Source organism: Streptomyces sp. NPDC001889 (assembly GCF_053594535.1).
This window is the reverse complement of record NZ_JBSFER010000052.1, coordinates 1-12,757: the sequence shown is the minus strand read 5'-3', so window position 1 is coordinate 12,757 and position 12,757 is coordinate 1. Positions and strand designations below refer to the sequence as shown.

At 73.0% G+C, this 12,757-nt stretch carries 9 protein-coding genes, 1 tRNA gene and 1 pseudogene; 5 read left to right on the top strand and 6 right to left on the bottom strand.

All coding sequences use genetic code 11. The features are described 5' to 3' along the window. Together ACWCRA_RS34895 and ACWCRA_RS34890 are read right to left on the bottom strand one after the other, a co-directional pair. Positions 1 to 1,115 (bottom strand): annotated as a pseudogene (locus ACWCRA_RS34895) (hypothetical protein); the annotation flags it as partial. Further along, a complete protein-coding gene (locus ACWCRA_RS34890) occupies positions 1,045 to 1,989 on the bottom strand; it encodes a phosphatase PAP2 family protein (protein ID WP_451069445.1) in 945 nt (314 codons plus the stop codon). The pseudogene ACWCRA_RS34895 and the gene ACWCRA_RS34890, both read right to left, overlap by 71 nt. 209 nt (positions 1,990 to 2,198) lie before the next feature. Between ACWCRA_RS34890 and ACWCRA_RS34885 the strand changes: the two genes are divergently transcribed. From ACWCRA_RS34885 to ACWCRA_RS34870, 4 genes are all read left to right on the top strand, one after another. Next, on the top strand, positions 2,199 to 2,801 hold the full coding sequence (locus tag ACWCRA_RS34885; protein WP_351554106.1) for a histidine phosphatase family protein: 603 nt from the start codon (positions 2,199 to 2,201) through the stop codon (positions 2,799 to 2,801). 76 nt (positions 2,802 to 2,877) lie between these two features. After that, positions 2,878 to 3,219 (top strand): hypothetical protein, encoded by a 342-nt coding sequence (locus tag ACWCRA_RS34880; RefSeq protein WP_351554108.1) that lies wholly within the window; start codon positions 2,878 to 2,880, stop codon positions 3,217 to 3,219. A gap of 286 nt (positions 3,220 to 3,505) precedes the next feature. Beyond that, entirely contained in the window at positions 3,506 to 4,105 is a 600-nt protein-coding gene (locus tag ACWCRA_RS34875; RefSeq protein WP_351554111.1) for a bifunctional DNA primase/polymerase, read from the top strand. Then, a tRNA-Lys gene (locus ACWCRA_RS34870) sits at positions 4,096 to 4,169 on the top strand. Before ACWCRA_RS34875 ends, ACWCRA_RS34870 begins: the two co-directional genes overlap by 10 nt. Before the next feature lie 52 nt (positions 4,170 to 4,221). Here ACWCRA_RS34870 and ACWCRA_RS34865 read toward each other — a convergent pair. Next, a complete protein-coding gene (locus tag ACWCRA_RS34865) occupies positions 4,222 to 5,004 on the bottom strand; it encodes a calcium-binding protein (RefSeq protein ID WP_351554114.1) in 783 nt (260 codons plus the stop codon). Between the two features lie 547 nt (positions 5,005 to 5,551). After that, positions 5,552 to 6,742 carry a M6 family metalloprotease domain-containing protein gene (locus ACWCRA_RS34860; RefSeq protein ID WP_451069446.1) on the bottom strand — a complete coding sequence of 397 codons (1,191 nt, stop codon included), beginning with the start codon at positions 6,740 to 6,742 and terminating at the stop codon, positions 5,552 to 5,554. Positions 6,743 to 7,338: 596 nt separating this feature from the next. Here ACWCRA_RS34860 and ACWCRA_RS34855 point away from each other — a divergent pair. Beyond that, on the top strand, positions 7,339 to 9,141 hold the full coding sequence (locus ACWCRA_RS34855; protein WP_351554117.1) for a putative bifunctional diguanylate cyclase/phosphodiesterase: 1,803 nt from the start codon (positions 7,339 to 7,341) through the stop codon (positions 9,139 to 9,141). Between the two features lie 239 nt (positions 9,142 to 9,380). Here the strand turns inward: ACWCRA_RS34855 and ACWCRA_RS34850 are convergent, their stop codons facing one another. After that, positions 9,381 to 11,111, bottom strand: coding sequence for a glycosyl hydrolase family 18 protein (locus ACWCRA_RS34850; protein WP_351554120.1), 1,731 nt, complete (start codon positions 11,109 to 11,111; stop codon positions 9,381 to 9,383). Between the two features lie 225 nt (positions 11,112 to 11,336). Next, complete coding sequence (locus tag ACWCRA_RS34845; protein WP_351554123.1) at positions 11,337 to 12,413, bottom strand: LLM class flavin-dependent oxidoreductase; 1,077 nt, start codon at positions 12,411 to 12,413, stop codon at positions 11,337 to 11,339. Positions 12,414 to 12,757 lie beyond the last annotated feature (344 nt).

Sequence of the window (12,757 nt, the reverse complement as noted above, 5' to 3'; positions counted from 1 at the left end):
CCGGCGGGGGCCCCGGCGCGCAGGGCCTCGGCGCGGCGCAGGGGGGCGCCGGCCGGGTCCGGGGGGTGCTGGCCGTCGCCCGCCTCGCCCCGGGCGGCGGCCAGCACCTCGCCGATGGTGGTGAGCCCGCCCAGCTCGCCTCGGACGGAGCGGCCGAGTGCCTCCACCGCGCCCTGGGCCCGGGCCCGGGCGCGGCAGTGGAAGGCCAGCTCGCAGGCGGCGAGGCAGTCGGGGGCGTAGGCGGCGGGGACGGACTCCACGGTGGCCGTCAGCTCCGCCGCGGGCCGCTCGGGGTCGAAGCAGGCGCCCTCGGGCAGCCCGGCGGCGATCTCCTCGATCCGGGTCAGCCGGGCGAGCTGGCGGCGGGTGACGGAGAGCTGTTTGCGGATGTCGACCACGGATGCGGTGGGCAGGTTGGAGAAGTCCTTGGGGCAGACCAGCAGCACGGTGTCGGCGACCCGGGCCCCCTCGGTGTGGGCGGCGACCCGCTCCAGGGCCAGGACGTAGACGGCGGCCTGGCGGGCGGCCGAGCCGACCTTCGCCGGGTCGGCGGACGCGTCGATCATCGGGAAGGACTTGATCTCGACCACGGTCCACCGGCCGTCGGGGTGGACCACCACGGCGTCCGGCTCCAGATAGGCGGGCGAGCCGGCGACCTCCAGGGCGAGCATGGGGTGGTCGAGAAGGGTCCAGCCGGCCGCCGCCGTGGCCTCGCGCAGCGCCAGCGCGGTGCGGGCGGCCCGGCCCTCGGGGCCCGCCGCGCCGAGGTCGGGCAGGAGCGGCTCCACCCCTTCGCCGACGCCCAGCAGACGCATCAGCTCCGCGCCGCCGTCGGCGGTGACCCGGGCCTCGAAGGCGTTGCCGCGCATGAAGGCGAACTGGGACTGGCCGAAGGGGGCGGGCGATCCGAGGGCGGCGGCGAGGGCGGCCTTGTCCACCCCGGCGCCGTCGAGCAGGGCGCGCCGCTCGCAGCCGGGGTTGGCGGCGAGGGCCGCCAGCGCCCGCGCGTCCAGCGGGCGCGGGCGGGTGTCGGGCCCGCGCAGCTCAGCGAGCCGCTGCCGCAGTGGTGTCTCCGGCGTCCGCGGGGGTGGTGCGCTGTCCTGGGATTCGCTCACCCGGGGAAGTCTGGCATCCGGCACCGACAATCGGGGCCGTACCGTCCGAAGTGGCCGGTGCGGAGCGGCCGGGGGCGTCGGCGGAATCCGGCGGGGCGGCCGGGGAGGCGGCGGTGGACGCGGCGGTGAAACGGGCCCGCACCCGGTCGGCGAGACGCGTCGCGGGCCGGGCGAGCAGGGCGCCCGCGCCCATCACGGCGGCTCCGGCGACGGCGTCCAGGAAGTAGTGGTTGGCGGTGCCCATGACCACGATCACGGTGACCACGGGGTAGGCGACGGCGAGGGCCCGCAGCAGCGGGGTCCGTCCGTGCTGCCAGAGGATCACCCCGCACCAGATCGCCCAGCCGACGTGGAGGCTGGGCATCGCGGCGTACTGGTTGGTCAGCCCGCCCATGCCGCGCGGGGCGCTGGCCTCGGCGCCCCACCAGCCGTACGAGCTGTACTGGGCCATGGTGTCGACGAAGCCGTGGCTGGCGTCGAGGAGGCGCGGGGGGCAGGTCGGCACGAGGGTGAAGCCGACCAGGCCGAGCAGGGTGGAGGCCATCAGCCAGGTGCGGGCCGCGCGGTAGTGGGCGGGGCGGCGGCGGAAGAGCCAGACGAGGATGGCCGGGGTGACGAGGTAGTGGAGCGAGGCGTAGAGGAAGTCGGCGGGTATGCCGATCGCCGGGGTGTCGGTGAAGAGCTTGTTCAGCGGGGTCTCGGCGTCGAGGAGGAGTGCCTTCTCGGCCCGGAGTATCGCGAGGCCGTTGTCGACGGCGGTGTTCACGTCGCCGCGGGCGAGGAGCCGGCCCGCCGAGTACGCGATGTAGACCACGACGATCAGAACCAGTTCGGACCACCAGCGGGGCCGTGGAACGGGTACGGGGTACTGCATCCGAGCGTTCTCCCCCTGTTGCTGTCCGGTGGCCCGGTGGTCCATGGGTCGGCGACCACCGGACAACCGTACGGTGTCAAAGGGCGGCGCTCCGTCGGCGGGTACCGACTCACACAGGGACGCCACAGGAGTCCCGCGGGTTGCCCTGGATCTCCTTGAGCGATGATGGACCGCCATCACCTGCACTTATTACCGACGGAGGCCGTGATATGGCACCGCGCATCCTGCTCGTCCGGCACGGTCAGACCGAGTGGTCCCTGTCCGGCAGACACACCGGCCGGACCGATCTGCCCCTCCTGGAGGAGGGCAGGCGCGGGGCGAGACTGCTGGGAGAGCGGCTGCGGAGGTCCCCCTGGTCGGGGCTGAAGGACGCGGAGGTGCGGACCAGCCCGCTGGCGCGCGCGGCGGAGACCTGCGAGCTGGCGGGGTTCGGGGACCGGGCGGCGCCGTGGGACGCGCTGATGGAGTGGGACTACGGGGCGTACGAGGGCCTGACGACGCCGGGCATCCGGGAGACGGCCGCCGGCCCCGACTGGGTCATCTGGCGGGACGGGGTACGGGACGGGGAGGCGCTGGCCCAGGTGGCGGCGCGGGCGGACGAGGTGATCGGGTGGGCCCGGTCGGCGGACCGGGATGTCCTGGTCTTCGCCCACGGGCACATTCTGCGGGTGCTGGCGGCGCGGTGGCTGTCGCTCGATCCGGCGTTCGCGGCGCGGATGAAGCTGGACCCGGCGTCGCTGTCGGTCCTGGGGTGGGCGTACGGCGCGCCGGCGGTCGACCGCTGGAACGACTCGGCCCATCTGGAGGGGTGAGCGCGCACTTGCGGACGCCTGGAGAATGGAGGGCGGTCCGGATCAGCCGGTGACCCGTGCGAGGAGGAAGCAGCACATGGCGGAACCCCAGCAGCCCGCGCGCCGGATGCGGCCCGCGCCCCTGCTCTTCGAGCCCTCGGAGGCCGTCGCCGATCCCGAGCACTTCTTCGACCTGGAGTCCATGGACGACCCGCGCGAGCTGCTGGCGCGGTCGACGGAGCTGGCGCTGGCGTTCCGCGCGGCGGCGGACCGGGCGGTGGAGTTCCAGGCGGTGGCGGCGGCGCAGTTGGCGGATGCGAGGCGGTTCGACCGGCTGACCGCCGGGGATATCGCCGGGCGGGCCGGCTGGACCGAGGACTACGCCCTCAAGATGATCGAGTTCGGCGAGTCCCTCCTCCGCGACGGCCCGCACCAGTAGGACTCGCCTGTGGCACAGGGGGGGGTCGTCCTCGGCCTCCCCTGGAGCCGCCTCGGGAAGGTGTCCCGGGACGGGCTGGGGAACCCGAGCAAACCCAGCCCCGCCGGCGATTGAGGCGCGAGGGCTCGGGGCCGGCCCCGAGCGCGGCCCGCACGGCGCGCCATGCCCGGGGTGGCGCGCCAGGGGCATATGACGGGGGCGTGCAAGATACCCCGGGGCAGGGCTCCCTGTCCCCGGTTTCACCGACACCCGGCGATCCCCCCGTTACTGCGGGTACATCTCTCTCATGAGCTTATGGCCACCGGACCCCACCCCCGACGCCCCTGCCCCGGAGACCCGGGTCACCGCGCCCGGTGCGCAGTGGCTCGCCTCCGCCGGAACGTATCCGCACTCCCTCCTCGCCCAGTGGCAGCGCACCCCCGCCACCACCGCACAGCTCCCCTGCGGCTCCGTCTTCGACGTCGTCAGCGCCCCGGCCGTCTTCGGCCGCCAGATGCTCGACCGGCTCTGGGAGGAGGGCCCGGGGTCCGGGCCCGTCGCCACCCACCGGGGGCGGATGTTGATCTTCGCCGCGCCGGGCTCGGCGGGCCGGCTCCCCGCCCTGCTCGGGTGGGAGGAGTGGGGCGGCGCCGTACCGCCGCTGCTCTGTCACGGCACCGGCGACGCGGTGACCGTCCCCCCGCTGACCGAGGGCGCGGGCGCGCCCGCCGACGCCCGCTGGCTGGTGGCCCCCGACACCCGTCACCCCTGGCTCCCGGGCCCCGAGGTGCTGCTCTGGGCCTGTGTCCGGGCCGCCCGCACCACCCCCGCCCCGGAGGTCGCCATATCGATTTTTCTCCGCGCGGGACAGGGTGCTAATGTCTACGACGTCAGCAGGCGCCGCTAGCTCAGTTGGTTAGAGCAGCTGACTCTTAATCAGCGGGTCCGGGGTTCGAGTCCCTGGCGGCGCACAGACGGAGAGAGCCCCCCGGCACAGCCGGGGGGCTCTCTCGTCTCTTTCGTCTACCGCAGGACGATGTCGCGGCCCGGGCCGCCGTCGAGGGTGTCCCTCCCGGGGCCGCCGCTGACCAGGTCGTCGCCGCCCTCGCCGTGGAGCGTGTCGTTGCCGGGGCCACCGAGGAGGACGTCCCGGCCGTCCCCGCCCATGGCGTGGTCGTCGCCCGGCCCCGCGTGCACGACGTCCGCACCGCCGTACGCCTCGATCATGTCGTCGCCCCGGCCGCCCCACAGCCGCTGGTCGCTGTCGTCGCCCATCAGATGGTCCATGCCGTCGCCGCCGTCCAGGACCGCGAGCCCCATGACCATGTCGTCCCCCGCGTCGCCCCGCACCGTGTGCGCGGTGTGGGCGTGCAGGGTGTCGTCGCCGGTGCCGCCCCGGACGGTGGCGACCCCGGGGTCGCTGGTGGCGATGGTGTCGTCGCGGTCGCCGAGGAAGACGTCGATCCTGTCCGGCCGGGGGCTCCCGGTGGGCAGTTCGCAGACGACATAGGAGTCGTCCCCGGGTTCGAGGTACGCGCAGTGGTCGCCGGGCTGGAGCGGGACCGCGTCACGGAAGCCGATCCGCCGGACCCCGTCGCCGAGGTCCCTGGGGATCACATGGAGGTCGTTGGCCTGCCCCGCGGCGGCGGTGAAGACGATCGACTGGGTGGCCCAGTCGGCGCTGACGCGGGCCTTCGCCACGCCGGTGGCCGGGGCTGCGGGGGCGGCGGTCGCCGGGGTGACGGCGAGGCCGGTGGCGAGCAGGGCCACGGCGACCGCGCGGGCGGTGGCTTGGTGCCGGTTCATGGGACCTCATCTCGGTGTGGCGTCCGGTGGGCCGGTTCGGCCGGCCGGCGGGGCGGCCGCCGGGGACCCGGCGGGCGGTCACGACGGCCGCGTCCTCGTGGCCGCCGCCTCCCGGACGGGGCTCGTGGGCACTCCTGCGCGTGCCGCCCGCCCGCAGGACATAAAGGGCATGACCATGTCAAGAGGCAACTCCAGGACGCCCCGGGCGGCGACGGAAGCGTACCCCTCTTGGTCTAGACCAAACCAGGGCTCCGCGGAATCACGGCGGGACGACCGGCACCGGCGACAGGCGCGCGGAAGCGCTGCGGCACCGGAGCGGCGGAGGCACCGGAGCGGCGGAGGCACCGGAGCGCCGGCGGCAGGGAGCACCGTCGCCGGACGATCCCCAGGGCGTTTCCTGTGGATCAGGCCGGATCAGGGAGCGGGGTCCGGGGTCGTGGATCGCGAGGCGGAGGAAGGAGTCCACGCGGAGTGTCGACGACTGACGACAACGCGGCGAGGCGCGGTCCCAGGGCACGCGAGCCCGGCCTGATCCACAGGAAACGCCCTAGGCCGTGGTGATCCTGACGGTCCAGGCCCCGGACTCCGTGCGGTCGCGGACCTCCACCCGGGTCCGCTCCTCGCCCAGCGTGAAGGTCTCCCCCACCCCCAGCGGCGCGTCCGCGAGCTGCGGATACACCGACTGGTCCCAGCACGCCTCGCTCTCCGGGTGGGTGTCCAGCACCTCGATCGGACCGCCGCCGGACGCGGTGTCCGACTGCACCCGGTAGAGCAGCACCCCCTCCGTGCAGAGCGACTCGTCGTTCCCGGTGGCCCCGCGCGCCTCGATGGCCAGCGCGGTGCCCGCCCCGGTGCGCACCACCGCCAGCCGGGTCCCGAGGCCGCCGCCCGGCGCGGGGGCGGCGATCGGCTCCAGGGTGATCAGCTCCGGCCGGGTCACACAGCGCACGGCCCGTCCGTCCAGCCAGCCCAGCTTCCACTTGTGCCAGCCGAAGAGGTCGGGCGCCATCCCGAACTGGCTGCCCATGACGTCCCAGTCGCCGACATAGGTGTCCCAGTCGCCCTTGCCGTCCGTCGGCCGGTGGTAGAGGTCCGGCAGGTCGAAGACATGGCCCGTCTCATGGGCGAGCACATTGCGGTCCGGGGGGTGCCGTTCGAAGACGGTGACCACCCGCCGGATCTGGGCGCCGTCGGCACTCATCGGACGGTCGAAGTTGACGACCTTGGTGGCGTCGGAGTCCACCCCGGGAGCGTCCGGGTCGGCGACCAGATAGACGATGTCGTACCGCGAGAAGTCGACGTCCCGGTCGGCGGCGGCGAAGGCGTCCCGCAGATACGCGGAGCGCTGCGCGGGGTCCCAGTCGCGGCTTATCCCGTAGGCGGTGGAGGCCTTCGGCATCTGTGTCCAGCCGGGCTGGGGGTGCGGGCGCAGCTCGAACTTGCCGTACGAGGCGCGGTCGAAGAACTGGCTGGTGGCGGGGAAGTGGTCGGCGGCGAGCCGGTCCGGTGGGTAGTGGGGGCCCGCGTCCGGGAAGGACAGAAAGATCATGACCGCGTCGAGCCTGCGGGCCGGGCGGGGGTAGGCGGTGTTCCAGGTGTCCAGGCCCAGGGAGTGGTGGGCCTGGGTGCGCGGCAGGGCGCAGGGGGTGGCGGAGGTCTTCGCGACGGCCGGCCCCGTCACCAGGGAGGTGGCGGCGATCGCCATGAGCGAGGTGAGGGCGGCGGCGGCACTGCGCAACCGCCCCCGGTCCCGCTCCCCCGCCCCCGTACCGCCGCCGACGCCCTCGCCCTCGCCCTCGCCCTCGCAGCGATCGCCACCGCCACCCACACCCACACCCACACCGTCATCGCCGGAGCGCCCGTCATCGCCGGAGCGCCCGGCACCGGCGGTCCCGTACCCGCCGTGCGGCCCGGCCGGTTCCACTCCCCCGGGTGTTCCCTCGGGTGACTGCTGACCCTCCACGTAGACCTCCGGCTGCGGAATGGGAGACACCGAGACCACTTTGTGGTGTTTTACCGGTGTACGCCCTGTTCCGGTGCCCCAGTCGAGTGATCCCGCCACCCCTGGAGCACACGCCAACGGGAGATATCGACACTCCGACGAGTCACGGAATGTCACATCCGGTCGCTCGGGTAACGGCCTCGGTAAAGACCCGCGCAGAAACGATCGGCCGGGGCCGTGAACGGGCACCACCCATGTGGCGGAGCTGGTACGGCGCTGGGAGCAGCCCCTATGATCGGCACACTTTCCCGACCTCTTTGCCCAAGTACCCGACCTTTCCCGACCACATCTGTACGCCCCTGCACGACACAACTGCACTACGGGAGTGAGCGGTGAGCGCAACCTCCGAAGGAACAGGGCCCACGGGAGTCGCAGCTCCCAACAGGACCCGGCAGCGGATCACGGAGCGTAACGGCTGTTCCATCTCCGAACTGCGCGACCACCGTGCCGCGTTCACCGCGGCACATATCGCGATGGCGCTGGTGGACCACGAGGGCCTGATCGTCAGCGCCAACCCGGCGCTCGCCGCACTGCTGGGCGGCGACCCCGCGACCCTGTGCGCCCGGCCCGCGGCCGAGCTGGTGGACCTGGCGTCCGACCGCCGTGTCTGGCACGCGTACCGCGAGGTGCTGCGCGGCCGGCGCTCCCGGTTCCGGTGCACCAGGCGGCTCAAGCACCCCGACGGGCGCCCCCTCTGGGCGGAGGTGACCGTGGCACCGCTGCCCGAGAGCCGCAGTGTGCTGCTGTGTGTCGCGGACATCGGCGACCGGCGCGAACTCAAGGCGCGGCTGCGCCACCTCCAGATGCACGACGCGGTGACCCGGCTGCCCAACCGCACCCTGTTCTTCGAGCGGCTCACGGCGGCGCTGGAGTCCTCGGTGTACGAGGCGGGCTCCACCGGGCGGATCGGGCTCTGCTATCTCGATCTCGACGGCTTCAAGGCCATCAACGACACCCTCGGCCACCGCACCGGGGACCGGCTGCTCGCCGCGGTCGCCGCCCGGCTGACCGAGTGCGCGGCCGGGGACGGCGAGGCGGGCTGCGGCCATCTGGTGGCCCGGCTCGGCGGGGACGAGTTCGCGGTGCTGGTGGAGGACTCCACCGGGACGGAGCAGCTCGCCGATGTCGCCCGTTCCGTACTGGCCGCGCTCCAGCGCCCGTTCGATCTGGACGGGCAGCGGCTCTCGGTGTCGGCGTCGATCGGGGTGGTGGAGCGCACCGTCGCCGGTACCACCGCGACGGGGCTGATGCAGGCGGCGGACACCACGCTGTTCTGGGCCAAGGAGGACGGCAAGGCCCGCTGGACGCTCTTCGACCCGGAGCGCAACGCGCACCGGGTGACCCGGCAGGCGCTGGCCTCCACGCTGCGGCCGGCCGTGGAGCGCGGGGAGTTCGCGCTGGAGTACCAGCCGCTGGTGGGGCTCGCCGACGGGGCCATGCACGGCGTGGAGGCGCTGGTGCGCTGGAACCACCCGCAGTTCGGGAGTCTCGCGCCGAATCGGTTCATCGGGATCGCGGAGGAGGACGGCTCGATCGTGCAGCTGGGCCGCTGGGTGCTGCGGACCGCCTGCCGCCAGGCGCGGCAGTGGCAGCGGGAGCACCCGAAGTCGCCGCCGCTGGTGATGAGCGTCAATGTCGCCGTACGGCAGGTCTGGGACTCGGACCTGGTGGCGGATGTGGCGGAGATCCTGGCGGAGACCGGGCTCGATCCGGGGCTGCTGCAACTGGAGCTGACCGAGTCGGCGGTGATGGGCTCGGCGGGCCGGCCGCTCCAGGCGCTCCAGGCGCTGAGCGATATGCGGGTGCAGATCGCGATCGACGACTTCGGGACCGGGTACTCGAATCTGGCGTATCTCTCCCGGCTGCCGGTGTCGGTGCTGAAGCTGGACGGCTCCTTCGTCCGGGGCTTCCAGGACGAGGCGCACCCCAATCCGGCCGACGAGACGATCGTGGAGGCCATGGTGCAGCTCGCCCACCGGCTGGGGCTCACCGTGACGGCGGAGTGCGTGGAGACCGCGGGGCAGGCGGCGCGGCTGCGGCGGATCGGCTGCGACACCGGGCAGGGGTGGCTGTACTCGCGGGCGGTCTCGCCGGAGCGGATCGGGGAGCTGATCGGCGTTCCGTTGTCCGCGTGAACGGGGACATGAGACCGCCCCCGGCCGGAAGAGGTGGGCTTCCGGGCGGGGGCGGCGTGTGGGGGGACACTGCGGCTTCTGGGTTTCCGTGCGGTGCGCCGGCCGCTTCCCCGCCGGCCGGGTGGGGCCGGCCGGCGGGGTCCCTGCCGGCCGGGTGGGGCCGGCCGGCGGGGTTCACTGCCGGGTGGTGCGGTGGTGCGGTTCAGCGGTGGTGCGGTGGCGGCTGCCGGGGGGTTGGATCAGCAGGCGCCCTGGTCGCGCCAGACGCCCCACTGGCCCGTGGTCCCGGGCTCTTCGCCCTGGGTCCACCAACCGGCCTTCCAGACGCGGCCCTTGTGCGAGACCAGCGCGTTGGTGTTGTACGTACCGCTCGCGGCCCACGCCGCCGCCGTGCAGCCGGGGCCCGGCTGCGAGGGGGACGGGTTGGGGTTGCTGGGGCTGGGCGAGGGGTTCGGGTTGCTCGGCGACGGGTTCGGGTTGCTCGGGCTCGGCGTGGGGTTCGGGTCCACCGGGGAGGGCCCGACCGCCGCGACCACGTCGTTGAGCAGCTTGGTCTGGGGGTCCAGACCGATCAGGGAGTAGAGCATCGCGCCGCCCAGACCGCGCTGGTGGGCGTAGTCGGCACGGGCCTGGATGGACCGCTTGTCGAGACCGGTGAAGAACTCGCCGTCCTTGTAGAAGTAGGAGGCCTTCGCCTCGTCGTCCCAGAAGGTGGTCGCCGGGTTGTCGACGATGCCACCCAGCTCGTTGTAGTTGGCGATACCGGCGCCCTGGCTCAGCGGACGCGGGGCGCTGCCGCCGTTGGCGGAGCCGCCGAGGCCGTTCTTGGCGCCGGCCGGGACGTTCTTCCAGCCGCGGTAGTACATCTCGTACCCGAGCGTGATCTTCTTCGCCGGGAAGCCGCCCGCGATGCCGTAGGCGGGCTTGCCGTCGATCCAGGCACTCACGGCGTTGTCGATCGAGTACTTCTCGGTGCCCGGCGCGATCGGGTCGGTCGGGTCGGACGCGGGCGAGTAGAGCGGCGACTGGTGGTACGTCGGACCCTTGGAGCGCCACGATCCGTGCATGTCGTACGTCATGATGTTCGCGTAGTCGAGGTACGCGCCCACCTTGTCCGTCTCGATGTGCTTGATCTTGTCCTGGCCGGCCGGCATGGCGGCGGTCAGCAGGTACTTCTTGCCGCCCTTGGCCGCGCCGTGGGCGTCGAGCTGCTTGCGGAACTCGGCCAGCAGCAGGGTGAAGTTGGCCTTGTCCTCGGGGCCGTAGTGGTTGCCCAGGTGGCCGCCGTTCGAGCCGGGGTACTCCCAGTCGATGTCGATGCCGTCGAAGACACCGGCGGCCGATCCGACGCCGCCGAAGCCGTCCGCGACCGGCAGATCGCCGTCGATGTACTGCTTGATACAGGACGCGACGAACTTCTTGCGGGTGGCGTCGGTCTTGGCCGCGTCGTGGAAGTACTTGGAGTACGTCCAGCCGCCCAGCGAGATGTTGATCTTCAGCTTGGGGTGCTTGGCCTTCAGCTTCTTGAACTGGTTGAAGACACCCGCGATCGGCTGGTCCCAGCGGTCGGCCACGCCGTCGACGCTGGTCTCCGCGTTGAAGGTCTTCTGGTAGTCGGCGTACGAGTCGCCCGCGCCGTCACCGGCGTTGGGGTTGTTGTCGTCGCCCGCCGCCTTGTTCGCCTGGAAGCAGGTCAGTTCGGTGGGGTGGATATTGCCGAACGAGTAGTTGATGATGTCCAGCTTGCCCGCGATGCCGCGGGTGTCCAGGTGCTTGGGGTAGAAGGCGTTGCCGTACACGCTCCACTGGTCGTAATACGCGATCTTCACGCCGCCGGTGGTGGGGGCGGCAGCGGCGGCGCTCTGGGGAGAGGTCGCACTCGCCGTGCCGGTGGCGGCGAAGCCGGCCATGACACCGGCGGCGACCGCCGCCGTCGTCAGGGCCGCGATCAGGGGTCTGCGGGAGCTCACGTACAGCCTCCGAGGTGGGGGGAGGTCTCCTGGGGAGGAGTTGGGGGAACGGACAGCGATCCGGCCACCACCTCGTCAATGGTCTTGACCACAGAAGGACTAGACCAATCCTGGTGAGAATCCGCTCGTCAGGGCCGTTCAGGCATAAGAAAAGCCGCTTGCCACCAGCATGACAAGCGGCTTAAGGACCGGTTAAGGATGCCTTGAACAAGCCATAGGAACCGTTCAGGAATAAATCACATCGGACGCCTCTTCCCGGGGCAAGTCGTAGGCGTCGGCGATCAGTTCGTAGGAGCGGAGCAGGGTCGCGCTGCTGTGCGTGTGCGCGGTGAGCATCAGCTCGTCGGCCCCGGTGCGCTTGTGGAGCAGATCGAGGCCCTCGCGGACGGTGCCCGGGGTGCCGTGCGGGATGGTGGCGACCCAGCCGTCCACGAACTCCCGCTCCGGGGCGCTGAAGGGGTACGCCTCCGCCTCCTCGGGGGTGGGGATCAGCCCCGGGCGGCCGGTGCGCAGCCGCAGCATGGCCAGGGCGCCGGCCATCACCTGGCGCCGGGCCTCCCGCTCGCTGTCCGCCGCGAGGGCGGCGACACAGACCAGGGCGTACGGCGTGTCCAGCGCGGCCGACGGCCGGAAGGACTCCCGGTACAGCTCCAGCGCGGGGACGGTGTTCTGCGCGGAGAAGTGGTGCGCGAAGGCGAAGGGCAGCCCGAGGACGCCGGCGAGCCGGGCGCTGAAGCCGGAGGAGCCGAGGAGCCAGACGGGCGGCCGGGAGGTGGTGCCCTGGACCGGGCCGGGGACGGAGTGGATACGGGTGTAGGGGTGGCCGTCGGGGAAGTCGTCGTCCAGGAACCGGGTCAGCTCGGCGAGCTGCTGGGGGAAGTCCTCGGCGCCCTCGCCGATCCGGTCGCTCCGGCGCAGCGCGGCGGCGGTCCCGCCGTCGGTGCCGGGGGCGCGCCCGAGCCCGAGATCGATCCGCCCCGGGGCGAGCGCCTCCAGGGTGCCGAACTGCTCGGCGATGACCAGGGGCGCGTGGTTGGGGAGCATGACCCCGCCGGAGCCGAGCCGGATGCGGCGGGTGTGGGCGGCGAGGTGCGCGAGGATCACGGCCGGGGAGGAGGAGGCGACCCCGGGCATGGAGTGGTGCTCGGCGACCCAGTGCCGGTGGAAGCCCCGGGACTCGGCGTAGCGGGCGAGGAGGACGCTGGCGCGGAAGGCGTCGGTGGGGGTGGTGCCGTCGCCGACGGTGACGAGGTCGAGGACGGAGAGGGGGGTGGGGGCGGTGCCGAGGGCTGGGGGGTGCACGGGGGCCTCCTGGGTGGTGGGTTCGCCTACCAGGAGCGACAGGAGGGAGTCTCCGTTTATTCCCGGGGGCGGCCCGCCCCCGGGCGGCCCCCGGGACCCCGGCCCCGCTCCGGGACCCGAACAATCCCGGCCCGCCGCCGCTTGAGCCACACCACCCGTCCCTGCCGGGCAGGCCGAGGCACGATATCCAGCTCCACCGGGCGAGCCGAGCCACGAATCCCGGCCCGCCGCCGCTTGAGCCACACCCACCCAGCCTCGCCGGCGTTTGAGGCGCGGGGGTTCGGGGGCTGGCCCCCGACCGTGGCCCGCAGGGTGCGGGGTCCTGTGGCACAGGGTCCGTCCTC

What these genes read in the sequence shown, in the direction of transcription:
- ACWCRA_RS34890 (WP_451069445.1), bottom strand. Translation starts at nt 1,989, where the DNA reads ATGCAGTACCCCGTACCCGTTCCACGGCCCCGCTGGTGGTCCGAACTG.
- ACWCRA_RS34885 (WP_351554106.1), top strand. Translation starts at nt 2,199, where the DNA reads ATGGCACCGCGCATCCTGCTCGTCCGGCACGGTCAGACCGAGTGGTCC.
- ACWCRA_RS34880 (WP_351554108.1), top strand. Translation starts at nt 2,878, where the DNA reads ATGGCGGAACCCCAGCAGCCCGCGCGCCGGATGCGGCCCGCGCCCCTG.
- ACWCRA_RS34875 (WP_351554111.1), top strand. Translation starts at nt 3,506, where the DNA reads ATGAGCTTATGGCCACCGGACCCCACCCCCGACGCCCCTGCCCCGGAG.
- ACWCRA_RS34865 (WP_351554114.1), bottom strand. Translation starts at nt 5,004, where the DNA reads ATGAACCGGCACCAAGCCACCGCCCGCGCGGTCGCCGTGGCCCTGCTC.